Genomic DNA, 22361 nt, shown 5'->3' on the forward strand with positions numbered 1-22361 from the left:
ACGCCATGAAGGCGCCAGTCACCTACGAGGCGGGCTTCGTTGCGGATCCTGCCTCCCTGTTCAACACCCTGTGGTCCGAGCTCGACTGGGAGCGCAGGGGCTCGACGCCAAGGCGCGAGTTCTACTGCAACGACGTGGCCGTGCCGTACACCTACGGCAGCGGCGCCGGCGTACGCGAGTACCTGCCCAAGGAGTGGCACCCCGCGCTGTCGGCCGTGAAGGCTGCCGTCGAGTCGCGCGTCGGCGCGGCCATGGAGGTCTGCTTCCTCAACGGGTACGAGGATGCTCGCGATCACCTCGGCTGGCACGCCGATGATTCGCCGGAGATGGACGACGAGCGCCCGATCGCGATCGTCACCGTCGGCGCGGAGCGCGAGATCTGGTTCCGTCCGAACAGCGACACGCTGTCGGTCGAGAAGTTGTTGCTCGAGTCGGGCAGCCTGTGCGTGATGAAACCCGGCATGCAGGACACCCACATGCACAGGATCCCGAAGGCCGGCTTCATCTGCGGGCCGCGGATCAGCATGACGTTTCGCGGATACGTCCGCACCTGACCTGGCGCGAGAGCGCTGGGTCACCTTGGCCGCTTAGCTCAGCCTGGTAGAGCACCGTCTTGATAAGGCGGGGGTCGTTGGATCGAAGCCAACAGCGGCTACCAAGAACACACAACGGCGTGTAGGAAAGCCAGGTCAATCCGCCTGCTTCGGGAGCAGGAGAACGCGGGATCGAAGCCCGCCACGCCGACCATCACCACCAGATCCACCTCGGTGTAGCGCAGCTGGTAGCGCATCGCGTTTGGGACGCGAGGGTCGCAGGTTCGAGCCCTGTCACCGAGACCACAGCCACTTCGGGATGTAGCGCAGCCAGGCAGCGCGCCTGCTCGGGGAGCAGGAGGCCGCGGGATCGAAGCCCGCCATCCCGACCATCTTCTTCCAGTGGTGCAGGTAGCTTAGTTGGCAAAGCCCCAGGATGTGACCCTGGTAGTCGGCGGTTCGAGGCCGCTTCTGCACCCCATCTCGATCATGCCCAGCTGGCGGAACTGGTAGACGCAGTCGCCTCAAAAGCGGCCGCCGCAAGGCGTGAGGGCTCGACTCCCTCGCTGGGCACCACCTGCCTGTCCCAGCCTCCGACTATGTGTTGAGGGGCCGCGGCTGTCACGGCCTCCGACTACTGGACAGGAGGCCTGCACATGGGCATGAACATCGTTTCCAACAAGCGTCGCGCCGCGGCGCGCAAGCACGCCACTCGCATCCACACCTGCAGCTGCGGCAAGACCGTACGCGGCAACGGTGGATGGTCGAGCCACCGCAAGGCGTGTCGCAAGAACAAGGAGAGCTGCCCGAGCGGCAAGGGGGCGGCTTGCTAAGCCGATGCCGGTGCTGAGAAGCGCCGCGCGCGTTCGATCCGCGCGCTCTCCGCCAGATCATCAACTCCCGACCTCCTTTCTTGGTCGGTGCCTTCTTCGTCTCGTTCGTCTAGTGGTCCAGGACACCGGGCTTTCACCTCGGAGATCGCGGGTTCGAACCCCGCACGAGACGCCACTTTCACCCATCGCGGTTGTAGCTCAAGGGGGTAGAGCAGCCGGCTCTTAACCGGCAGGCCAGGGTTCGATGCCCTGCGACCGCACCAACTGATTCGTCCGATGGCTCATGCCTTGTTGTACGGCAGCAGGCATGCGTGATCGGATGGCGCGTAGTCGAGTGGCCTCAGACAGCCGGCTTTGACCCGGTGTACGCAGGTTCGAATCCTGCCGCGCCTGCCACCATCCAGTCCCCTAGCTCAGAGGCAGAGCAGCGCTTTCACACGGCGAAGGTCGAGATTTCGAAACTCTCGGGGACTACCACCAACATCTCCGTCTGGCGAAATCGGTAGACGCGCGAGGTCGAGAGCCTCGTGCCGCAAGGCGTGCAGGTTCGAGGCCTGCGACGGAGACCAGCGCACACGGAGAGCCCTTTCCGAGCTGGTGGGGTCTTCAGCCCCACTCATCGGAAAGGAGGAACCTCAATTGCATCACGACGTGCTCCAGCTCGACATCAACGGCACCCCGCAGGCCTGGATCTCGCCTCAGGCAGCGGCGCTGCACTACGCGACCGACTCGGTGGCTTGGTTCGACGGCGATGGCCCGCTGACCACGCTGCGCGGCGGCATCAACATGGCCACCGGCCGCCAGTCGCTGATCGAGGTCCACCCCATCATCGCGCTGCGCGGCTCGGCGAAGGTCAACCTCTTCGACATCGAGCCGGCGTTCGCGCGGGACAAGCTGATGCGGCGCGATCGCTTCACCTGCGCCTATTGCGGCGACACCTTCCCCGACCGCGATCTGACCGTCGACCACATCCTGCCTCAAAGCCGCGGCGGGCGCGACGGCTGGATGGAGTGCGTGGCGAGCTGCTCGGCGTGCAACTTCCGCAAGGCCGACCGCACGCCGGAGGAAGCCGGCATGCCACTGCTGTACCTGCCCTACGTGCCGTCGCTCTTCGAGACCTTCCTGCTCGAGGGCCGACGCATTCGGGCTGACGTGCACGAGTGGCTGGCCAGCCGCCTGCCCAAGGGCTCGCGGCTGTGCTGACCCAGACCGAAGGGGCGCTCCGAAAGGGGCGCCCCTTTCGTCATTCTGGCGCCGGCGCGCCTACCAGGCTGCGTGCAGGACCTCGTGCACCTTCTTGGCTGTCTTCGCGCCTAGCCCCGGCACGCCCGCCAGTTCCTGTTCCGTGGCCACAAGCGCGGCGTGCACGCTGCCGAAGTGGGCGATGATGGCCTGCGCTCGCCCCGGGCCGACGCCTGGCAGGCCCTCGACGAGGAACTGCTGCAGGGTGCGCAGGTCCTTCGGCTTTCCTGATCGCAGCGAGATCTCGTAGCCCAGGCCGTGCTGCAGGTGGCGCGCCATCGTGGCCACGAGCCCGGCCGAGTCCGCGGCGTCGCGCGCGTAGATGAGCGAGACGCCCTCGAGCATGGCCAGCCAGGAGATCGCACCGTGCAGCGCCGCGTCTGCGATCCGGGAAGAGGTGTTGTGCACGTCGCCTTCGATCAGGACGACCACCTTCTCGAACTCTGCCTTCATCAGCTTCACCTGCGGCATGAGCCGGCCGTCCAGTATGGACGCGGCGAAGTCGTGGTTACGCTTGCGCTCGACGACTACGCCCGGCGCGACGATGAAGTCGCCGGAGTCCAGCTGCGCGCTCTCGACGACCACGCCGGGCATCTGGGCCAGGCGCGCCGGTATGCCTCCGACCGTCTCACGACTGTCCGCGACGATGGTGATGGACTTGCTTTCTGGCATTCGCCTTTCCCCTTGCGTTCATTCTCAGTTGCGAGCACACCGCCGCGTTTGCATCAACGGCCCTTTTATTCGCGCTCAGCGCTCGCATTTTCGGCTTTTGCTCATCTCGCCTCGGTCGCACATGATCTCAATCATGAACACCAACATCACCGCTGTCCAGGCGCGCCTTGACGACCTTTCGCTGCTCGGCCGCATGGCGCTATCCCTCTCTTGTTTCGGCTGTGACTCATCCGAGATGCTCCATATCGCGAGGGTCATGACGGACCCACGAGCCTCGCTCGCTCAACAGCTCAGCGCTGCGCAAAGTCATCTGGGGCAGCTTTACCTCTTCTTCCTCGAGCAAGCTGAGACGCTCGAAGCCACATCGCGGCAGCGCGGCCTTTTCACTGGAGACTTGGTTTACACGCCCTTCGGCGACTCCAGGCTCGCAAATGCCATGAGGGCAGCCCAAATACTCACTTGGGAGGACCTGGCTGACAGGGATCTTGATGCACTGGGTGCCGGAGCCCCTGGTTTCGGCCCGCACGACCTAGATCGGATTCGGGGCGGCGTGCAGGCGCTCGCGCGTGTTGGTCAGGTCGAAGGCATCGCGATGTCTGGGACTGGGAAGAGGCTGCTGGCCCGCGTCAATCATTCGTCGTTGGAAGCGCTTCGGCTTCGGATCGCGCCCCTCTTTCCTGGCCTGGCACCGCCTGCCTCACCACTATCCCCGTGAACCACGGCTGCACTGACGCAACAGTTTGATCCTGATTGGGACATAACACGTAGGTATACTAGGCGTGAATCATGTCCTTTCCAACCAGATTGCTTGCGCTGCTGAAGCGCCGCCGCGGCCCGCTGCTTGCCGCCCTCGCCATCGGCGCGGCCCTCCTCGCCTCAAACGCCGTGGAGCGGATGTCCGAGGCCGAATCCCTGGCCCGCAAGAGCCCCGCCGCCGCCGCCTTCGAGAAGGCGCCCGACGACTGGGTCAAGAACCCGCGTCCGGTCAGCGACTTCCAGCTCGCACTGGAGGCCGGCAGCCTGGCCGACGTCGGCATCGCCTCGGGCGGCGCTGGCACCATGCTGCTCTACACGCTCAAGGACGGAACGAAGCTCAGCGCGCTGGTGCCGGGCTGCACCGCCGTTTCCTGCGCCGGCACGGCCGCCGACCACCTCGCAGAGAAGAGTGCTGCGAAGGGCTTCACACTGGTAGCGGTCGACGTCGACTGGCGCGGCCGAGTCGAGCGCATCGTGGCGGTGTTCCAGCGCATCTCCGGCCCGGCTCTCTGGATTGCCGGCGTGGCGCTCGTGATGCTGCTGTGCGTGCAGATCCAGGCGCGCGGCGACGATGACCGCGTGCGCCTGGCGCAGCGGCCGCGCGAACGCTTCGACGACGTCGTCGGCGCGGGCTCCGCCAAGTCGGCGCTGCTGCGCGTCGGCCGCTTCATGGAGGATCCGGCTGCCTACCTGCAGGTCGGTGCCCGCGCGCCGCGCGGCGTGCTCATGACCGGCCCGTCCGGCACAGGCAAGACTCTGTTGGCCAAGGCACTCGCCGGTGAGACCGGCGCCCGCTTCATCGCCGTGGACGGCTCCTACTTCACGAGCATGTTCTTCGGCCTGGGCGTTCTCAAGGTTCGCAAGCTGTTCCGCCAGGCTCGCCGGAGTAGTCCGTGCATTCTGTTCGTCGACGAGATCGACGGCATCGGGCGCCGCAGCTCCGGCGCCGGCCAGAACGCCAGCACCACGGAGATGAACCGGATCATCAACTGCATGCTGGTCGAGATGGATGGCTTCTCCGACGAGGAGCGCGTCATTGTGGTCGCCGCGACGAACCACGCCGACAACCTTGACCCGGCGCTGCGCCGCGCGGGGCGGTTCGACATGGTGATCCCCGTCGATCTCCCCACCGTTGCCGAACGCGCCCAGCTGTTCGACCTGTATGCCGGCCGTGTCGCTGCCGAGCCGAACCTGGACACCGCCGCGCTGGCGCGCATGACCTCCGGCATGTCGCCGGCGGACATCGCCAACGCCGTGAACAAGGCGGCCTCGTGCGCCGCGGAGGCTGGCAGCCCTGTTGTCACGCAGGAACATCTGACGCAAGCCGTCGAGGCATTCCAGCTGGGCGGCGAGGTCACCGGAGCACCGCGTGTGCTCACCGAGGACACGCGCAAGCGCCTGGCGTACCACGAGGCAGGGCATGCACTGGTCGCGCACCGGGCCGGCGCCGGCAACGTCGAGCGCGTGTCGATCGAGCCGCGCGGCGGCGCACTCGGCGCCACCTACGTGTCGCGCGACAACGAGGATCCGCTCTACGCCGAAGGCGAGCTGTCCGGCCGGCTGGCCATGCTGCTGGGCGGGCGCGAGGCCGAGCTGGCGATCTTCGGCGACGTGTCATCCGGCGCTTCCGACGACCTGCGTCGAGCGACGGAGCTGGCGATCTCGATGGTCTCGACCCTGGGCTTCTCGCCGAACTTCGGCCTGCTCAGCATGGCGGGCGTCCCCAAGGAGCTTCTGGGTCCGCAGACGCAGGAGCAGGCGCTGCAGGAGGCGCGCGAACTGCTGTCCGCCGCCCAGCGCCGTGCGCGCGAGATCCTCACGGCCAATGCCTCCGCGCTGCACCAACTGGCTGCGGCGCTGCTCGAGCGGGAGATCGTCGGCGGGGAGCCTCTGCGCCAGATCCTGTCGCCGTCGCCACAGGAGGCGCGCGCCGCCTGATGCCCCGCGCGCGGCGCCACGCGCGCACCAAAGAAGAAGCCCCGAGGTCCGATAGGACGCCCGGGGCTTTGTGTTTACTGGATCACCTGGACCCAGGTTTCGTGGCCGTGCTCGAAGTCTTCGAACCGGTTGAAGCAGGTCAGGCTGTCGCCATCGAGCTTTCCAGGGAAGGACACGTACAGCTGCTCGCCGGGCTTGACCCAGACTTCGTGGTCGCGCATGCGCCGGCGGGCCGGTTGGTTCAGGCGCAGTACGGCGCCGTGGTGCTCGACGAACTGCTCGATCGTGCCTTCGACTTGGTCGACGCGGCCGTAGCGGCCGACGCAGCGTTGAACCATGACCTTCGCGCCCACCGTCACCGGTGTGCCGTTGCGGTCCAAGATGTTGATGGCCTTCATGTGGCGTTTCTCCATGGGTTCCAGGGGCGGGATGCTCCTGATCCAGGGTGATGCCGATCAGGCGGGCGTACCCTTCGCCGCCTCGGCGACCACCGGCGGCGGCGGCGCGCGCAGCTCGAACCGCACTGCGTAGGCGAAGTCGCCATCGCTCCCGGCCAGGCCGAGCATCACCTGCACCGGCGTGTTCGGCAGCCGGCCGAGCAGCTCGCGCACTGCGTCGGCGGGGATGACCAGCGTGTTGTCGCTGGCGTCGTGGCGCCAGTAGCCGGCGAGTTGGATTGACGTGCGCGTCTTGTCGTCGAACACGACCCCGATGGATGCGCTCGCGTCCAGCTTCGGTGCGCCGACGAGTTGAATCCTCATCTCCTCGGGCTGGATCACGTTGTCCTGGCTGATCCCTGCCATCAGCAGGATCGGCTGGGCCGGCGTCGGCCTTTCGTCGATCTCGGTGGTCACCTGCAGCCCCTGGGGTTGCCAGGCCTGGCGCTCTGGGGTCTCGATCGCTCCCAGGGTAGGTGGGCTGCTACAACCGTGCGAGAGGAGGGCGGCGGCAAATGCGAAGGCGCGCAATGCGCGCGGGAGGAACGGCCGGCAGCTCATCGTCGTCGCTTCGAGTTGCGGCCGGAGTAGCCGTTCGTCGGCACGGGATTGCCCGCGGCGGCGCGCTTGTCATCCAGGTGGTAGGTGATGGCCTGGGCGATGTCGGAGAGCTTGCGGCGCACGCTGTCGATGTACAGCTGCGGCCCGCCGGCGGTGTTGCGGCTGGCCGGGTCGGCACAGAGTTCGGACTGCATCTCGACGAGCGCCGCTTGCGAGTGGCGCCGGTAGAGGGCGAGAGCGCGGGTCATTCGGATCTTTCGTGGTTGCGCAGCTGGGCCAGCGCTTGCGGCTCCAGGCGGGTGTAGATGGCCTCGTGGACGAAGTCGATGAAGCCCTTGATGTCGGCGTCGAGCCGTCCGCTGGCGCGATCGATCTCGAGCTCGATCGGCGCGCCGCGGCGGCTCAGGTTGGTGCCGCGCAGGCGGTCATAGTTGGCGACGAGTTCGCCGTTGCCGGCGGCGGCTTGCAGGCACCGCACAAAGGCGGGGTCCAGGAGATGGGTAGGCGACAGGCTCACAGCAGGCCGTCCCCGAGCACCAGCGCGGTCAGTCGCTCCATGGCGCCCTCGCGAGCCAGGTTGATCACCGGCACGCCGCGGCGGTTGGCCAGCGCGATCGCCGTCCCGGTCCCACCCGTCTCGGCACTCCTTTCCTGTTCGGTCTGGGCCCCATCGGGCGTCCAGCAGACGACGAACTGCGACGGGCTCGCCAGATCCTGGCCGAGCACCTGGTAGACGTTGCGCGTGTGCAGTCCTTGCACGGACGGCTTGAGCCTGGGCCACGCCGGGTGGATGGTGGCCGCGATCTCGGCGGCGGCATCGCTGTTGGTCAGGTTGAACAGTGTGGATCGGCTGCCATTGAAGCCGCGCCAGGGGAGGTAGATCTCCTTGGGTCCTTCGCCCGCGCCGGTCTCGAACGCCAGGTCCGCGCCGTCGGCGCCGCCCGAGCGCAGCACGAAGCCGCGCGCAGCCAGGCGGCGGGCGATGCCCTGCATGAGCTGGATCACGGCACCGGGCGTTTTCCTCGACCCAATGCCCGTGTACGCGAGGGGTGGCTTGCGGTCATCCATAACACGTGAGTATAATTCAAAGAGGCATCAAACGCAATCTAGGATGGAATCTGCACTCGTCGACGGCAAGCGCATTCGCGCCAGCGCCTTGGGGCAGCCCCCGCAAGGCTCCCCTGAACGGACCATCCGGTGTCTGTGCTGCGGTGCGCCCACGTACCACGGCGGCAAGAACTCATCCGCGCGCGGCGCCTACTTTGCCCACGCGCCCGTGAAGGCTGGCGAGCCGGACCCGGCCGATCGGTGCCCGCTGCACTCGAAGAACGAGCGTCGCTTCGCCTGGCTCAAGGAGGCCCGGCGCGACGCCGTGACGGGCGAGCGATTCCGCACGAGCTACCTCCAGGATGCCAACCTGCGAAGGTCGTTTGCGTTCTGCCTGCGCGCGCTGAACTCCAAGCCGCCCATGTCGGCCGAGGTGTTCGCGGGCCTGCTCATGGTGGCGGACGGCTTGGATCTGTGGTCGCTGCCCGGCCAGACCGTCGCGACGCTGAGTGCTTTGCTGCTGACCCTGGAGGATGTGCGCTCGACCACCGGCGACCAACGCGAGATCTGGTACCGCTACGAGCTGCAGAAGCCGCGCGGCCTCAAGGATGTTTGCCTGAGCCCCGACCAGTGCCTGATCTCCAAGCACTTCGTCAACCGCGACGGCTCCACCGGCCCGCTGCTGGCGCGCGGCCAGAACAACGTCATTCACCTGACGCAGGACGACTTCGACCGCCTGGCCGGCAAGTCCGACTGGGTCTCCTCCGGCACGCTGATCGCCATCCGTCGGCGCGCCGACCACCAAATCCAGCCCGGCGCCGCCTCCGCGCCGGCCGTCTCCCGCCCGAAGCCGACCCCGCACGAGCTTCTCTGACCCTCGACCTTCATGCCTTCCTTGTTCCACCTGATCGACAGCCGCTGGCTGCTTTCGCCCTGGGCGCTCGGCGCAGCCGGCCTGCTGGTCGGCATGGCCCTTTCCGTGATGGCGCGCCTGCTGCCGCGCGTGCTCGAAATGCGGTGGCTTGGCGAGGCGGCAGTGCAACTCTCCGACCCCGACGCGCTGCGCGCGCATGCAGGCCTTGACCCCGCGGCCGCAGCTCGGTTGTCGCAGTCCGCCGACGGGGTGCGCCAGGCCATCGAGAGCCAGGACATCAGCGTCAGCGCTTCGTGTGCGACGTGCGGCCACCGCTTCAGCTGGCTCGAGCGCGCTCCTGTGGTCGGCTGGCTTCTGCATCGCGGACGCTGCGGCCGGTGCGCCGCATCCCGCCCGGTTCGCGGCCCGATCCTGGAGGCCGCCACCGGCATGCTGTTCGCGGCGCTTGCGTGGCGCCTTGGCGCGCAGCCGGCGACCCTTCTGTGGTGCGCATTCGCGGCGGCGCTCGTCGTGCTCGCGGCGATCGACTTGGAAACCCAGCTCCTGCCGGATGCGATCACGCTGCCCTTGCTCTGGGCCGGGCTTGCGGCCTCCGCGCTCGGCGCCACCATCCCGCCTGCCGACGCCTTGCTCGGCGCGGTCGCGGGCTACCTTTCGCTCTGGTCCGTCTACTGGGCGTTCCGCCTTGCCACCGGCCAGGAGGGCATCGGCTACGGCGACTTCAAGCTGCTTGCCGCGCTGGGCGTCTGGCTAGGCTGGCAGATGATCCTGCCGATCATCGTGATCGCCGCGCTCTTCGGGGCGCTCGCCGCGCTCGCGATCAGGCTGGCCGGCCGCAGCGTTGGTGGATTGCGCATTCCATTCGGCCCCTTCCTCGTCGCAGGCGCGTTGCTCGTCCTCTTCGCCGGGCCCGGCCAGATCATCATCGCGGTGGTCGGCCGGGCCTGACGGCGCGTAGCCGCGGCCGTTCTGCATCTCCGGGGGTCAGGCACTTCGCGTGTGCCTGCGTTCCCATCAACCCCCATAGGAGATCCCATGTCAATTCTTCAGGCGTGGCAACAGGTCGTTCACCACGGCCGCCACATGCTCACCCCGGAACAGGTCACCTTGCTCACCAGCGCCGGCATGCAGGAAGCCGCTGCAGCTGCGGACGATTCGTCGACCGCAAAGGCAGCGTTCATGCTGGAGACGCTGCGCGGCGTGTCCCTGGACCCGTTGCACGGCACCGCGGTCGAGCACTTCGTGATCGACGGCCCGGACTCGTGGGCGTTCTGCCTGCAGTTCGATCGCCTCTCGCACTTCGTGCTGTCCTTCAGCGTCCCCAAGAAGGAAGAGATCGGCGCTCAGCTGGTCACCCAGGTCCTGCTGAACCTCAACAGCCGGAAGTTCAAGGCCGCCGCCGCGCTGCGGCGCCTCGAGCGCAGCCGGCGTCTGCAGCGCCTGCACGACCAGATGCAGGAGCGCGGCAACGCGGCTCGCCGGGCCTACCTGAGCGCGCACCTCCGCGGTGGCGAGACCCGCGCCGAAGCGCAGGCCGTCTACGACGGCGCCGACGCGCTTCACGAGCAGGAGACCGCGGCGCGCCGCGCGCAACTGGACCGCCGCCGGCGGAGCCTGACTCACGCCGCCTCGCCGGCGCTGGCCGACCGCGGCTACACCCAGTGGGTGGCCGACGTGCTGTGCCGCGTGCTGCCGCTGCAGCGCGCGCTGGAGGCGGCCTGAATGGGCAGCATCGCCACCGAACTCCACGACAAGTCGCACGAGGTAGACCGTGAGCCGTTCGAGGTCATCTTCTCGGTGCGCTTCCGGGCCGGCAACGGCACCAAGCGCGACGTCAAGGTCCCCCTGACCGCAACGTACGAGGAGCTGGCCTGGTCGCCGAAGGACGTATCGGCGCGGGCGCGAACGCTGGCGGCTGCCCAACAGCAGCCCGGCGAGCGCCTGCTCGTGGCCGACTACTGCCTGGACGCGCTGACGAGCCAGAGCATCGAACGCGAACTCGAGGGTCAGCACGGCTTCCGCGCGACACCGGTGCCCAGCCTCTACAACCCGGTGCACAGCTCGTTCGTAAGGTATCGCGAGCAGTGGATCGACGGCCAGCTTGTCCTGGCCGTTCAAAAGTCGGCGTTCTACCGCTACTGCGTGGTGCCCCAGCACCTGTGGTCGCGGGCGACGCCTGGCTCGATCCCCGTCCTCGTGGTCTAACCCCGCCCGCCCGCCGCGTTCCTCATGGACCGGCGGGCTTTTCTTTGCGCTCTGCTGTTTCGCATCTCCTCGGGCACTCAACCGCGGCCGCAAGCCGCACCAACCCAAGGAGAAACTCTCATGTCCAGCCACGATATGGCCGTCCGCGCCACGCTCAAGGTCAAGCCCGATGTGACCTTGCCGTTCATCTGGGCGTCCATCACGCTCTTCACGGACCACTTCAACATCAACCTGGCAGAAGGCGAGTCGGTTCCGAACTTCGGCGAGATGCCGCTGGCCGACGACTACGAACAGAGCATCGAGCTGACCGAGGACGGCACGCTGAGCCTGTACCTGTCCTGCCACGCCGGCCACGGCGAGGAGCCCAACTACCTCCAGAACCTGATCGATGCGCTCGATGGCATGGTGATCGCCGGCGGCGCGCTCGAAGTTGTCGACCACGACACCTCGGCCGCCAACAACGACGCCGTCTGGGCGCGCTTCATCGGCGCCGACGACACCCAACGCATCTACGCACGCCTGGCCTACGGCCTGGAGCGTGGTCGCGAGTGGCTCGTCGACGTGATCGACCCGTCCGGGTTCGAGCAGTTGTCTCAGCTGGCCAAGAGCCTCGCCGACGCGAAGCTCATCAAGGCCTGAAGGGAGATCCGATGATCCGCGTTTGGTTTTCGTCGGGGCAATATGCCGCTTCGACGCATGACAACGTGCTGGACGCGGTGGCTTCGGCCATCACGAATCCGATGACGCTCGGACATGTCGTTGCCGTGACGCACGACGAGGACCCCATGGTCACCGCGGTGGCTCTGGGATTCCGCTAGGCACCATCACCAACCCGCGCTGGTGGGTCGGCGGCCGAACAGGGCCACCCGATCTACCTGGGCGCTGAAACAAGGAAGACCGATGGAAGAACTGGTCACGAAGGTAACCCGGGTCATCACCCGGAACGACGGATCGGAAGTCAAGCTGGTGGCCCAAGCCTACTTTGGCGTGGGCCTGCACCGCTCTGTGGGGGTGGACGTCTTTCGTCGTTCGACCCCTCATGACGGCTGGCATCTTTGCAGCGACCGGCCCGCCCCCGATTGGCGAACGATGTCCGTCGACGAATACTGCAAGCGAGGCCGATCAGAAAAGCTGCAGGCAGCTCGTCCGGGGGAGATCCTGGCCGTTGCAAGCCTGATCGGCAAACCGATGGCCGGCCTCCGCGCCGCCGCTTGACCCCGGGCTCCAACACCATTCCGGTGACGGAGCCTTTCACTAACCCCACCTTGCCCGCCGAGTTCCACATGGACCGGCGGGCATTTCCTTGCACCCCTCTGTTCCACATCCCCCTGGGTATTGAACCGCGGCCGCAAGCCGCACCAACCCAAGGAGAACCCATTGGAACAACGCAACACCCAAGCCGCCGAGAGGCGCGAATTCCGGATGGACAAGTCCATCCTCTGGTCGATCATCAAGTCGCAGGCCGGCACGCTCGGCAAGGCCGTGCTCGAGCTGGTGATGAACTCGATCGATGCCGGCGCGACGAAGGTCCAGGTCACCCTCACTGGCACCCACCTGACCGTCAGCGATGACGGCCGCGGCTTCCAGTCGCGCGAGGAGATCGAGAACTGGTTCGAGACGTTCGGCACGCCGCACGAGAAGGGCGACGCCCGCTACGGCCGTTTCCGCATGGGAAGAGGTCAGGTCATGGCCTTCACCCGCAATCGCTGGCGCTCAGGCGCTTTCGCGATGGCCGTGGACATCCGCGACATGGGCCTGGCATACGACCTGACCGCGGTCGACGGCAAGCCCCACAAGGGCTGCCAGATCGAGGGCGAGCTGTATGACCCGCTGTCGCCTGCCGAGGTGATCCGGGTGACCGACAACCTGCGCGAGCTGTGCAAGTACGCCCCGATTCCCGTCCTCGTGAACGGTGACCGGGTGTCGGTGAAGCTGGACAAGGAGAAGTGGACCTTCGTCGATGACGATGCGTACTACCTGCTCCGACCCCAGGCGCGCGCTTTGGAGGTCTACAACCTCGGCGTGCACGTGCGCAACTACTTCGGCGACTACGGCATCGGCGGCATCGTCGTGTCCAAGCAGCAGTTGGAGGTGAACTTCGCCCGCAACGACATCCTGCTGGCCGAGTGTGCGGTCTGGAAGCGCATCGCGCAGAAGGTCCGAGCGCACGCGAAGCAGTTCGAAGAGAAGAAGCCGACGCAGAACGACGCCTACCGCGACATGATGCTCGGCCGGTTGCTCTCTGGCAGCTTCGAAACGCTGGAGGAGATGACGGACGCATTGGAGAACGCCAAGGTCTTCACCGACTACAGTGGCAAGCACCACTCGTTGACGGGCCTGCACCGCGCAGGGCGGTTGGCTGGCAACGCAATCGCAGTGCCGGACGACTACTCGCTCAAGGCCGACAAGGTCCACCAGCGCAAGCTGGCACTGGTGATTTCGCCGAAGACGATCGAGCGCGCGCGGCACATGGCGCTGCCCGAGATCTTCGAGCGGATCGCCAAGAACCTGGCGACGTTCATGGGCTCAGTCAGGCACGGCGCCGGCTACTCGGCAACGTACCACCTCGAGGAGCTGCAGAAGATGCTGCGCCCGATCGATGAGGTGGCCGGCGTCATCAGCGAGAACCACCACATCGTGGACGACAAGGAGCTGAGCAAGCACGAGAAGCTGGTGCTTCGCGTGCTGCGCGACCTGTCCTACCAGTTCCGCGCGGCGGTGCCTGGCTGCAACACGGACCGCGAGATCCGCGTCTGCGAATCGGAGACGGTCGATGGCTTCACGGACGGGCGCACGAAGATCTTCATCGAGCGCAAGTTCCTGAAGATCGGAGGCTCCGCCGGGCACGCGTTCAAGGCATTCGATGCGCTGAAGCACCTGCTTCTGCACGAGTACCTGCACGACGCAGACGACTCGACCGGCCACGGCCATCCGCAGGAGTTCTACCAGGCGTTCCACGACATCCTGTCCGACGAACGATCGCGGATCGCCGGCTTCACCTACGATGCCGTGATGCGCTACGTGGCCATCCGCCGCAAGGCGGGGATCAAGATGCGCGCGGGAGATCTGCACGCCCTGGATCTGGTCACCCTGGAAGACGAGCCCGGCGACGAAGCCGACGAAACGACCGCGATGGTCGAAGCGACCGAAGTCGCCGCTGCAGCGCCCGCGCCGCAGCCCGAGGAACCGAAAGATCCGATCGCTGCCGTCGTGAGACGCCAGGAGCAGGAGCAGTTCGAGCTGGTGGTCTGACCCCAGCAAACCCCTCAAAGCCGCCCCTCACCGGGCGGCTTTTTCTTTGCCGGGGCCCGCCGGCTTGTCCTTCGGTGTTCCTCATCACCCTTGACCTAGACCCGCGGCCGCAAGCCGCATCCACCCAAGGAGAAACCCATGTACACCCGTTCCCAAGTCCAGCCCCTGCTGGCCCTCGTGGCCGAGATCGCCTCCATGTCCGCCGCCGACGGCTGTGCCGACGGCTACACCGTGACCAGCGGCGATGCCGTCGACGCGGCCGCGGCCGTGGCGAAGAAGCTGGAAGGCGCGTCGTTCGGCCTGGTCATCGGCCAGCACGATCACCGCCACGGTTCGAGCCACTACGCGTTCGGCGTCCCCGCCGGCGCGCAGTTCGGCGAGGCCGAGTTCCAGGCGTTCCTGGGCGACCAGTTCGAACCCGACCGCGAAGAGTTCGCCAACGTGATCGCCTTCCCCGAGAAGGAGATCCAGGTCCTGGCGGCTCCCGAGGCTCAGCCGGAACCGGTCGACTTCGAGCCGCTGGAGGTCCTCATCGAGGCCGCCAAGCAGCACGGGGAGGACTCGGAACCCGACCACGAGGTCGGCGACCTGCAGGACTTCCTGCGCGCCATGTGGGAACTGCTCACCCCCGAGCAGCGCCTGGCCTACGCCGGCCTGCCGGCCGTCCGCGACACCTACCGCAACGCCACCGGCGACATCTGACCAACCCTTTCACCCAACGGAAACCCCACCATGACCAAGAAGTTCAAGATCCTCGGCGACCTGGTCGCCTTCTCGCCGGCCGGTACCGAGATCGTCAACACGCTGGAGGGCAACCTCAGCACCCACTCGGTGCGGCACTTCTACCGTGACGAGGACGGCAGCTTCACCCACGAGTGCGGCGACGACTACGACGACGGCAACTACCCCGACACGGTGGCCATCGGCGGGCACACGGCCTACTGCGACTCGAACGGCGCCATCTGGCTCGAGCCGTCGCTCACGTACAAGACCGAGAGCGGCAAGGTCATTCGCCAGGGGCTGGACATGCCCCCGGTGGAAGAGCCCAACCTCGACTTCGCCCTGACCCTGGGCGTCAACGCGGAGAAGATCCGCGGCGACGTGACGGAACCGCTCGGCGAGAGCGACTGGGAAGCGACCTGCAACGCGCAAGGCTGGAACGAGGCCAGCCAGGTGATCCACCTGGAAGGCTTCATCCGCGAGATGGGGCTCATGCCCATCTTCGCGGCCTACGCCAAGCGCGCGGCCGCCGAAGAGAGCGCCGACGCCGCCGCCCTGCGCTGACCTACCAAGGACAGAGCATGGCCATCGGCTACGACAACGAAGCAGGCTGCTGCGTTCGCAACCCCGACCTGGATGCCGGCCACTGGTATTTGGACGAGGATGGTGCGCTGTACATCGTGCCGGACAACGGAGAGATCGAAGGGCCTGACAGCCCGATGATCGACCAGCTGAACGCGGCCTACCGGCGAATGAACTTCGCCGAGATCTGCCAGGAGACGCTCGCGACCGAGCTCGGACTGACCGTTGCCTACCCATGGCAACACCGGTTCGACCCGACCGCCGGCTACTTCACGGCCTAACCCCACCGCCCCGCTCGCGACTTCGGTCGCCTGCGGGGCTTTTCTTTGCGGCACGGCGCGTATGCATCGGCTATCGGCATCCCCGGGGTACCAGGCGCAATTCCGCGCCCTTTTCCCGGAGAGACCACATGCAATTCTTCAACGTGACCATGCCCTACAACGCCGACGACATCGACGGCGAAGGCACCTACTCGACCACGGTACGCGCCGCGGACACGGACCATGCCAAGCGCTTGTGCGCGACGGAGATGGCCGACAGTGGCCAGCGCGAGTTCGACAGCGACTCGGACCGCGAGGCCTACATCGACGAGCACGCCGAAGGCTGGGCCGACGTCTACGCGACGGCCGACCAGCTCACGCAGGACATGTCGACGGTGTTCGCCGATCAGCTGTTCCCGGACGGCGTCAAGCGCGAGATCAACCTCGAGGTGCTCGGCCAGATCCTGGCGCAGAACCGCGAGCTCGTGATCGGCACCAGTGTGCCCGACCTGAACGCCGAGCGCCGTGACGTCACCCGTTACGCCCTCGAATCGCTGGTCGAGTTGCTCAGCAGCCCGGAGAGTGCCGACCGCGCCGCCGACGCTGCGCAGGCCGACCGACACATCGAGGTCGCCAAGGAGCTGCTGAAGCTGATCCCGCAGATCGACGACACCGTCATCCGCAAGGCCCGCGCCCTGGACCGCCTGATGGGCGAGCTGGTCGAGATGGGCTTCGCGACGGACGACCCGATCAACGGCGGCGACTGCGTCGACTCGATCGCGCAGATCTACGAGCGCCTGGCGAAGCAGTTCCCGCGCTGATGTAACCCCCACGACCCCTCCTGGCCATGCCAGCGAGGGGTTCTTCTTTTGCTGCCAGGTGTAGCGCATCCCCAGGGCATGAGGTGCACGACCGCACCTTTCACCCAAGGAGATCGACATGAGCAACATCGAGCAAGAGGCCTTGCGCCTCGACCATCCGGCGTACCACGCTGAGCCGCGCCGCGGCTGGGGCGGCTACACGCGCCGCGTGTCCGTCATGAGCACCATGGACCCGGCCGGCGGTCGCCGGCTGCTGCGTCGCTACATGCCCGGCCTGACCGCCGAGCAGCATCGCAGTATCGCGCGAGGCCACGTGGAGCTCGCACTCAAGCACCGCCAGGGCTGGTCCGACACGGCCGACGAGGCCGCGCAGGCGACGTTCGGCAGGAACTTCGGGATCCACGACTACAAGGTGTCCGCCATCGGCCGAGACGAGTTCTCGGAGGCGCACAAGGAACGCTTGCGCCAGCACGCCTACAGCAAAGGCGACCACCATCGCCTGGCTGTCCTGCACTTCATGGCCGCCGGTCACCGGCACCAGACCGCTCTCGGCTTCTGCCGCGAGTCCGGCCTCTAAGCCCTCCGCCCGCCGCGATCACCTGATCCGGCGGGCTTTTCTTTGGCCGCTCGGCGTGGCCTTGCGTGTTCTGCATCCCCTGCCATGAGGCTGACGCCGCCCATCCCGGGCGGCCCTCTTTCACAAGGAGATCAAGATGAGTTCCACCTACGTGGTCGGAAAGGCGGCCGCGGCCTGCGTCGACGAGAAGGGCACCGTGTTCTTCCTGCTGTCGGAGCAGAGCTACGAGTCGAACGTGCACCCGCGCACCCCGCGCTGGTGCACCACGTTCTTCGGCACCTACGAGGCCTGTATCGCGCGCATGATCCGCTCTGCCGGCGCCATCGAGGGCGGCAGCCTGCGGGGTGACGCCCGCACGCCATCGGCCTGGATCAAGCACTGGCGCGAGCACCTGGCGAACCCCGTTCGCCTGGAAAAGGGCCTGGTCGAAGGCGAGTTCGGGCCCGGCCTGTACAAGCTGCCGGAGGCTCACCGCGACGCGGTGAACGCTCTGCTCGCTTCGTATGGCTTCCCGGCCGCCGAGGGCCCGAAGTTGACCATCGACATGAACGCCGACGGCGCCCTGCGCCTGCTGGCTGACCTGACCGATGGTCGATTCGAGGGCTTCTACGCTTGGCGCTTCTTCAGCAACGCGGTGTACCGCAGCATCCCGTTCCCGGAGATCGGCACGCCGATTCCGGCGCCGGCGAAGGTTTCGCTGGACGTGCAGGTCTACACCCTCCCGGGGGCTTCGACCTGTGGCACCGAGCAGGAGCATGTGATCGTCGGTCGCGACGGCGCGCGCCTCACGGGCTGGGAATACAGCACGGTGGGCAGCTTCGTGTCGAACGAGGTAATCGAGCTCGAGATGGCGACGCCCGGCTCCGCGGAGCCTGCGCTGCGCGAGTTCCGCAAGGTGCTCAAGAGCAAGACGGTGCTGCCGGCTTCGACGCGCGTCACGCTCGTGCGCCCTCCAGAAGAAGAGCGGTACCACCGCGGCAAGTTCGACGAGCTGTGCACGGCGCTGGGCCTTCCTGCGCTGGGCAACGTCGACGTCAAGCTGGGCGACCTGAACGACAGCCAGCTGTACGGTCTTCGTCACCTTGGCAATGAGTACGTCCGGTTCCATGTGGACCAGGCTGCGAACTCCCAGAACGAAACCGAGCAGCTCGACCTGGCGTGACGGGACTGGCCATGAGCTTGCAACCCAACGTGCCCGAGAAGGTGCTGCAACTGCTGCGTGCCGGCGGCTGGACCGAAAAGGCTGGACGCGACGACTTCGTCGCCAAGCACTTCGAGACGGCAGTCGGCGTCAAGGCGGCTTCCGCCTGGTGCTGGCCCGGCGACGACGGCAGGCACTGGATCGGCGGCAGCTACTACAGCGAAGGACGCGATGTCCTGGCGAGCTGCGGCGTCTGCATCTTCGCGAACGCAGACGATGCCAGCATCGCTGCCGCTGCCGAACGCTTCCTGGGCCTGGCCCAGCGTGAAGTCGAAGGCACCTACGCCATGCGGCTGATGCGCCCCAGCGCTTCCTGACCGCCCAACCCCTCCGCCCGCCGCGTTCCTCTTGGACCGGCGGGCTTTTCTTTGCGCCGGCGCGGCCTCGCCCTAGCAGCCGCTGTTCGTCATCTCCCCGTATCCGGTCATTCCGACCACAACCTTTGCGGACCCCACGTGCCCGCAAGGCGCGGTCGGGTTCGCTCCATCAGGAGCTTTGAATGGATACCAAGACGATTGAGTTGTTCCGCATGGACGAAGTCATGCCCTCGATCGAGGAGCGTGTCGAGTCCGCGACCAAGGCCATCAAGGCCATCTTCCTCGAAGGCCGGCCCGCCGTCTGCGCGTTCTCGGGCGGCAAGGATTCGTCCGTCGTGGCGGCCCTGCTGCTGAACACCGCAGCCGAGTTCGCTGCCGAGGGAGGCAAGCCGTTCGTTATCTTCACTACGGGCGACACGCTCGTGGAGAACCCCGAGATCGTGGAGCACTACCGGGCCGAGCTGGCCAAGGTGCGGCAGTTCTGCAAGGAGCGCGGCATCAGGGTGCACACCAAGATCGTCTCGCCGACGTTCGCATCCTCGTTCCAGTTGAGCATCCTCAGCGGGCGCGCGCTGCCGAGCTGGGCGGGCACCAAGGGTGACTGCACCGTGAGCTACAAGATCGTGCCCCAGCGTTCGTATCGCCGGAAGCTGTTCCGACAGCTGAAGGACCAGAACCTCCCGGAAGCGGTGACGCTGCTGGGAACCAGGTTCGACGAGAGCGAGCGGCGTGCGATGCACATGAAGGCGCGCGGCGATCGCGCTGACGTGCCGGTGCGCAACAAGGACGACGAACTCGTTCTTTGCCCGGTGGCCATGTGGTCGAGCGAAGACATCTGGGAGTACGTGGGTATGGTCACCTCTGGTGTCTGGACCGCGTTCACCGACTTCGAGGAGACGATGCGCATCTACTCTCACGCCGCAGGCACGTCCTGCGCAGTGGTGGCGGATGCGATCCACGAGGGCGCGAAGGCCAAGAAGGGCGGCTGCGGCGCGCGTCATGGGTGCTATGTATGCCTCCAGGCAGAAGACAAGAGCCTGGAAGCGATGCTCGAGCACGACGAACGCTATGAGTACGCGCGAGGCCTCAATCGGCTGAACAAGTTTCTCAGGGCGATCAGGTACGACTGGAGCCGCAGGCACTGGGTGGGTCGCACGATCCGCGCGGGGTTCATCGCGGTGCAGCCGGACACGTTCCACCCGTCGACGATCCGAGAGCTGACGCGGTACATGATGCAACTCGACTACGACGAAACTGTGCGCGCACGACGCGCCGGTGAACGTCCGAAGTTCCGCATCCTGCCCGACGACATGCTGCTGGCGCTGGACGCGATCCAGAGCTTGAACGGCGTGGCCAAGCCCTACCAGGTCTGGGCCGACAAGCGCGACATCTGGGAGCGTGGCGTCCGCTACGAGATCCCGGAAATCGAAACGGCACCGAAGACCGACGTCCCCGACGCGCGGTTCCTCTACGTCGGCGAAGACTGGGACGAGACGGCGAACTACCTTGGCCTCACCGGCCTGCGCGACGCCTACATGGAAGCGCTGACCGAGGGCAGTGGCTGCGCACCGGACCTGAAGGTGCTCCCGAGCGGCGAAACCGCGTGGGACCTGGAAACCGGACAGTCGCTGGATGTGGACATCGAGAGCATGAGCCTCATGCTCGAGTTCGAGATGGATCGCATGCTCGAGAAGTTCGACAACGGCTTCTTCCCGGGAGGGATCACCGAGGCCTACAAGTGGTACGTGTCATACGGCGTGCTGACCGTGTCGCACTCGCAGCAAAGCGAGCACGACGAGGTCTGCCGGCGCACTGCCTACAAGGACCGACTTGGTCTGACCCTGGAGTACGACATCGAGGACCTGCTGGCCAAGACGATCTCCTTCAGCCAACTGCCACCGAACGCGCGCAAGGCGTGGGCCCACAAGGCCACCACCGACTCCAGCCAGACCGACTTCCTGTCGACGCTGGATGAGACGGTGGAGGACATGCTCGAAGCTGCCTAACCACCCGACCCGGGCCTCTCATGAGGCTCGGGTTTTTCTTTGCGCGCGCGGCGCAAAAGACGAAGCCCGCCGGACGGTGAGGTCACGGCGGGCGGCGTCTGGAGCATCAGTGCAGCAGCGAGGATCGGATGAGCTTGGAGATGTCGTCCGGCTTGGTCGATGGTGCGACCTCCCGGATGTTGCCCCAGAAGGTCTGGAGCAGGCGACTTGCCAGCTTGTCGATCACCGCATCGTGCGGCGGATGCTCTCGATCCCAGACCGCCCCGTGCGCTCCGGCCGTCCCGAGCTCGAAAGCCGAGATGAGCGCGACGCGCGCGGGGTCTTCGGGCCCGTCCACATGGAACTGGCCGCAGAAGGTCTCCGAGATGTCTCGCAGCGCCGGATCCAGGCCGTACTGCTCGCAAACCTGCGCGAGAAGGGTCGGCTCAGAAGCTGCTGCTGCGGTGTGCAGATCGAGGTTCATGTGGTGGCTCCGGTGGAGGGGGTGTTGGTTCGTACGCAAGGGGATGCACCACATGAGCGATGAGACCGCACAGCCCTACTACACGTCACGATACGCTAGATGCGGAGAACGGATACTGATATGATTCTGGGGTGAGCCAGTCCGCACCGCCCCAGCCTGCCGCAGCACCGCTGCAGCAGTCCCCCATCCAGCGGCGCTACTACTGGTCAATCATCCGGCACGCCGCGCGCGCGACCCTCCCGGCTGGCACGCCTGTCCAGGCGCAGAAGTACCTGCACAACGAGTTCAAGGAACAGATCCTGGGCCTGGAAGAGGTCCGGGGCGCCGATGGCGTCGTTGCGCTGCAGGCGATCAGCACTACCTCTCTCGATCACGCCGAGTTCTCCGACTACATCGAGGCCGTCCTTTCGATCCTGGCCGATGCCGGCATCGACATGCCAGATCGCCCGGAAGACCTGCTCGAGATCTGTCCGCGCGATCTACCCGAACCTCTTCCTCGACCCAAGCGCAGGCCTCGCAAGTGATTCGACTCATTCTCCTCGGTGCCGCGGTTCTGGCCGGCGGCGTGCTGCTGAAAGCGGCACACGACAAGCCAGGCCCTCTGACGATCGACAGCGCTGCCCAGGCCGTTCGCCCCGGCGCGCAGGCCGCCACGCGTGCAGTCGACTCTGCTGGCGAGCTGGCCGGAACGATCTCCAAGGCGGCCGACTCGGGCTGGACGGCGGCCAAGGACACCGCGGGCATGCTGGGCGATGCGGTGGACGCAGGGTCCAAGCTGATCGGCGTCACGACGCCCAAGCTCGGCGAGATCCTTCCGAAGCGTCAAGAGCCTGCTGCGGCCAGGACCGAAGCCGCCCCTGCTGCTTCGCGGGTCGATCGACACGCGCCCTCGCCGGTACCGCCGGCCGCGCCTGCCGTCTATCGCGCGCCCGCCACACGATCTGGCGCGATGGCAGTTCTTCCGCTGGAGCAAGCGTCGCCTGACGCTGCCTCCGACGACGCTCAAGGCGATCGCTGATTCTGTTTCCGTTCGCGTGTATTTCGTCACCGTGGTACTCGGGCAA

30 protein-coding genes and 10 tRNA genes are annotated in these 22361 nt (G+C 66.6%); 33 read left to right on the forward strand and 7 right to left on the reverse strand.

Going from position 1 to position 22361, the window contains the following annotated elements; genetic code table 11:
• The first annotated feature begins 5 nt into the window (after positions 1–5).
• The 13 genes from MPE_RS20870 to MPE_RS20930 all read left to right on the forward strand — a co-directional run bounded on the left by MPE_RS20870 (position 6) and on the right by MPE_RS20930 (position 2569).
• On the forward strand, positions 6–554 hold the full coding sequence (locus tag MPE_RS20870; RefSeq protein WP_011831657.1) for an alpha-ketoglutarate-dependent dioxygenase AlkB: 549 nt from the start codon (positions 6–8) through the stop codon (positions 552–554).
• 27 nt (positions 555–581) lie between these two features.
• A tRNA-Ile gene (locus MPE_RS20875) sits at positions 582–658 on the forward strand.
• Positions 659–669: 11 nt separating this feature from the next.
• Positions 670–747, forward strand: a tRNA-Pro gene (locus MPE_RS20880).
• A 16-nt stretch (positions 748–763) separates the two neighbouring features.
• Positions 764–839: transfer RNA gene (locus MPE_RS20885), tRNA-Pro, on the forward strand.
• Between the two features lie 9 nt (positions 840–848).
• Positions 849–925, forward strand: a tRNA-Pro gene (locus tag MPE_RS20890).
• A 13-nt stretch (positions 926–938) separates the two neighbouring features.
• Positions 939–1014, forward strand: a tRNA-His gene (locus MPE_RS20895).
• A 10-nt stretch (positions 1015–1024) separates the two neighbouring features.
• Positions 1025–1109, forward strand: a tRNA-Leu gene (locus tag MPE_RS20900).
• An 86-nt stretch (positions 1110–1195) separates the two neighbouring features.
• Positions 1196–1366, forward strand: a complete 171-nt coding sequence (locus tag MPE_RS24375; protein ID WP_158304641.1) for a hypothetical protein — start codon at positions 1196–1198, stop codon at positions 1364–1366.
• Positions 1330–1421 (forward strand) — tRNA-Ser (locus tag MPE_RS20905). The genes MPE_RS24375 and MPE_RS20905 overlap by 37 nt, the downstream gene beginning before the upstream one ends.
• A 43-nt stretch (positions 1422–1464) precedes the next feature.
• Positions 1465–1541, forward strand: a tRNA-Glu gene (locus tag MPE_RS20910).
• Between the two features lie 12 nt (positions 1542–1553).
• Positions 1554–1629 (forward strand) — tRNA-Lys (locus MPE_RS20915).
• A 139-nt stretch (positions 1630–1768) separates the two neighbouring features.
• Positions 1769–1843 (forward strand) — tRNA-Val (locus tag MPE_RS20925).
• A 162-nt stretch (positions 1844–2005) separates the two neighbouring features.
• Positions 2006–2569, forward strand: coding sequence for an HNH endonuclease (locus tag MPE_RS20930; protein ID WP_011831658.1), 564 nt, complete (start codon positions 2006–2008; stop codon positions 2567–2569).
• A 60-nt stretch (positions 2570–2629) separates the two neighbouring features.
• Here the strand turns inward: MPE_RS20930 and MPE_RS20935 are convergent, their stop codons facing one another.
• Positions 2630–3280 carry an ERCC4 domain-containing protein gene (locus tag MPE_RS20935; RefSeq protein ID WP_011831659.1) on the reverse strand — a complete coding sequence of 217 codons (651 nt, stop codon included), beginning with the start codon at positions 3278–3280 and terminating at the stop codon, positions 2630–2632.
• A 133-nt stretch (positions 3281–3413) separates the two neighbouring features.
• Between MPE_RS20935 and MPE_RS20940 the strand changes: the two genes are divergently transcribed.
• Both MPE_RS20940 and MPE_RS20945 read left to right on the forward strand, forming a co-directional pair.
• Positions 3414–3995, forward strand: a complete 582-nt coding sequence (locus MPE_RS20940; protein ID WP_041930388.1) for a hypothetical protein — start codon at positions 3414–3416, stop codon at positions 3993–3995.
• Positions 3996–4066: 71 nt separating this feature from the next.
• Positions 4067–5974: an ATP-dependent metallopeptidase FtsH/Yme1/Tma family protein gene (locus MPE_RS20945; protein WP_011831660.1), complete on the forward strand. Its 1908-nt coding sequence runs from the start codon at positions 4067–4069 to the stop codon at positions 5972–5974.
• Between the two features lie 74 nt (positions 5975–6048).
• On the opposite strand, the gene MPE_RS20950 is transcribed toward MPE_RS20945, so the two are convergent.
• Genes MPE_RS20950 through MPE_RS20970 form a run of 5 tightly spaced genes read right to left on the reverse strand, consistent with a single transcriptional unit; the run spans position 6049 to position 7977 of the window.
• Complete coding sequence (locus MPE_RS20950; RefSeq protein WP_011831661.1) at positions 6049–6372, reverse strand: hypothetical protein; 324 nt, start codon at positions 6370–6372, stop codon at positions 6049–6051.
• 57 nt (positions 6373–6429) lie between these two features.
• Positions 6430–6972 (reverse strand): hypothetical protein, encoded by a 543-nt coding sequence (locus MPE_RS20955; protein ID WP_011831662.1) that lies wholly within the window; start codon positions 6970–6972, stop codon positions 6430–6432.
• Positions 6969–7220 carry a hypothetical protein gene (locus MPE_RS20960; protein WP_011831663.1) on the reverse strand — a complete coding sequence of 84 codons (252 nt, stop codon included), beginning with the start codon at positions 7218–7220 and terminating at the stop codon, positions 6969–6971. The genes MPE_RS20955 and MPE_RS20960 overlap by 4 nt, the downstream gene beginning before the upstream one ends.
• The gene (locus tag MPE_RS20965; RefSeq protein ID WP_148211113.1) at positions 7217–7450 is read right to left on the reverse strand and encodes a hypothetical protein; all 234 of its coding nucleotides are present in this window, start codon (positions 7448–7450) and stop codon (positions 7217–7219) included. Before MPE_RS20965 ends, MPE_RS20960 begins: the two co-directional genes overlap by 4 nt.
• 35 nt (positions 7451–7485) lie before the next feature.
• Positions 7486–7977, reverse strand: a complete 492-nt coding sequence (locus MPE_RS20970) for a hypothetical protein (RefSeq protein ID WP_237706448.1) — start codon at positions 7975–7977, stop codon at positions 7486–7488.
• Here MPE_RS20970 and MPE_RS20975 point away from each other — a divergent pair.
• The 16 genes from MPE_RS20975 (at position 7964) to MPE_RS21045 (ending at position 20834) form a co-directional block, all read left to right on the forward strand.
• Positions 7964–8893 carry a hypothetical protein gene (locus MPE_RS20975; protein WP_162467882.1) on the forward strand — a complete coding sequence of 310 codons (930 nt, stop codon included), beginning with the start codon at positions 7964–7966 and terminating at the stop codon, positions 8891–8893. The two genes, MPE_RS20970 and MPE_RS20975, sit on opposite strands and share 14 nt — an antisense overlap.
• A gap of 12 nt (positions 8894–8905) precedes the next feature.
• A complete protein-coding gene (locus MPE_RS20980) occupies positions 8906–9841 on the forward strand; it encodes a prepilin peptidase (RefSeq protein ID WP_011831667.1) in 936 nt (311 codons plus the stop codon).
• An 87-nt stretch (positions 9842–9928) separates the two neighbouring features.
• Positions 9929–10615, forward strand: coding sequence for a hypothetical protein (locus MPE_RS20985; protein ID WP_011831668.1), 687 nt, complete (start codon positions 9929–9931; stop codon positions 10613–10615).
• Positions 10616–11098, forward strand: a complete 483-nt coding sequence (locus MPE_RS20990) for a hypothetical protein (RefSeq protein WP_011831669.1) — start codon at positions 10616–10618, stop codon at positions 11096–11098. It abuts the gene before it with no gap.
• A gap of 120 nt (positions 11099–11218) precedes the next feature.
• Positions 11219–11737 carry a hypothetical protein gene (locus tag MPE_RS20995; protein ID WP_011831670.1) on the forward strand — a complete coding sequence of 173 codons (519 nt, stop codon included), beginning with the start codon at positions 11219–11221 and terminating at the stop codon, positions 11735–11737.
• 11 nt (positions 11738–11748) lie between these two features.
• On the forward strand, positions 11749–11916 hold the full coding sequence (locus MPE_RS24380) for a hypothetical protein (RefSeq protein WP_158304642.1): 168 nt from the start codon (positions 11749–11751) through the stop codon (positions 11914–11916).
• 82 nt (positions 11917–11998) lie between these two features.
• Entirely contained in the window at positions 11999–12313 is a 315-nt protein-coding gene (locus MPE_RS24470; RefSeq protein ID WP_011831671.1) for a hypothetical protein, read from the forward strand.
• 207 nt (positions 12314–12520) lie between these two features.
• Positions 12521–14350: an ATP-binding protein gene (locus MPE_RS23015; RefSeq protein WP_011831672.1), complete on the forward strand. Its 1830-nt coding sequence runs from the start codon at positions 12521–12523 to the stop codon at positions 14348–14350.
• 138 nt (positions 14351–14488) lie between these two features.
• Complete coding sequence (locus MPE_RS21010; protein WP_011831673.1) at positions 14489–15052, forward strand: hypothetical protein; 564 nt, start codon at positions 14489–14491, stop codon at positions 15050–15052.
• A gap of 30 nt (positions 15053–15082) precedes the next feature.
• The gene (locus tag MPE_RS21015) at positions 15083–15634 is read left to right on the forward strand and encodes a hypothetical protein (RefSeq protein ID WP_011831674.1); all 552 of its coding nucleotides are present in this window, start codon (positions 15083–15085) and stop codon (positions 15632–15634) included.
• A gap of 17 nt (positions 15635–15651) precedes the next feature.
• Positions 15652–15933, forward strand: a complete 282-nt coding sequence (locus MPE_RS21020; protein WP_011831675.1) for a hypothetical protein — start codon at positions 15652–15654, stop codon at positions 15931–15933.
• A 128-nt stretch (positions 15934–16061) separates the two neighbouring features.
• Positions 16062–16733 carry a hypothetical protein gene (locus MPE_RS21025; RefSeq protein WP_011831676.1) on the forward strand — a complete coding sequence of 224 codons (672 nt, stop codon included), beginning with the start codon at positions 16062–16064 and terminating at the stop codon, positions 16731–16733.
• 118 nt (positions 16734–16851) lie between these two features.
• Positions 16852–17310: a hypothetical protein gene (locus MPE_RS21030; protein ID WP_011831677.1), complete on the forward strand. Its 459-nt coding sequence runs from the start codon at positions 16852–16854 to the stop codon at positions 17308–17310.
• A 136-nt stretch (positions 17311–17446) separates the two neighbouring features.
• Positions 17447–18472 (forward strand): hypothetical protein, encoded by a 1026-nt coding sequence (locus tag MPE_RS21035; protein WP_011831678.1) that lies wholly within the window; start codon positions 17447–17449, stop codon positions 18470–18472.
• An 11-nt stretch (positions 18473–18483) separates the two neighbouring features.
• On the forward strand, positions 18484–18828 hold the full coding sequence (locus tag MPE_RS21040) for a hypothetical protein (RefSeq protein ID WP_011831679.1): 345 nt from the start codon (positions 18484–18486) through the stop codon (positions 18826–18828).
• A gap of 182 nt (positions 18829–19010) precedes the next feature.
• The gene (locus tag MPE_RS21045; RefSeq protein ID WP_011831680.1) at positions 19011–20834 is read left to right on the forward strand and encodes a phosphoadenosine phosphosulfate reductase domain-containing protein; all 1824 of its coding nucleotides are present in this window, start codon (positions 19011–19013) and stop codon (positions 20832–20834) included.
• A gap of 106 nt (positions 20835–20940) precedes the next feature.
• Here MPE_RS21045 and MPE_RS21050 read toward each other — a convergent pair whose 3' ends face one another.
• The gene (locus MPE_RS21050) at positions 20941–21297 is read right to left on the reverse strand and encodes a hypothetical protein (RefSeq protein WP_011831681.1); all 357 of its coding nucleotides are present in this window, start codon (positions 21295–21297) and stop codon (positions 20941–20943) included.
• A 131-nt stretch (positions 21298–21428) separates the two neighbouring features.
• On the opposite strand from MPE_RS21050, the gene MPE_RS21055 reads away from it, so the two are divergent.
• The gene (locus tag MPE_RS21055) at positions 21429–21821 is read left to right on the forward strand and encodes a hypothetical protein (protein ID WP_011831682.1); all 393 of its coding nucleotides are present in this window, start codon (positions 21429–21431) and stop codon (positions 21819–21821) included.
• The gene (locus tag MPE_RS21060) at positions 21818–22315 is read left to right on the forward strand and encodes a flagellar hook-length control protein (protein WP_011831683.1); all 498 of its coding nucleotides are present in this window, start codon (positions 21818–21820) and stop codon (positions 22313–22315) included. Before MPE_RS21055 ends, MPE_RS21060 begins: the two co-directional genes overlap by 4 nt.
• Positions 22316–22361 lie beyond the last annotated feature (46 nt).

The organism is Methylibium petroleiphilum PM1, assembly GCF_000015725.1.
Lineage (GTDB): Bacteria > Pseudomonadota > Gammaproteobacteria > Burkholderiales > Burkholderiaceae_C > Methylibium > Methylibium petroleiphilum.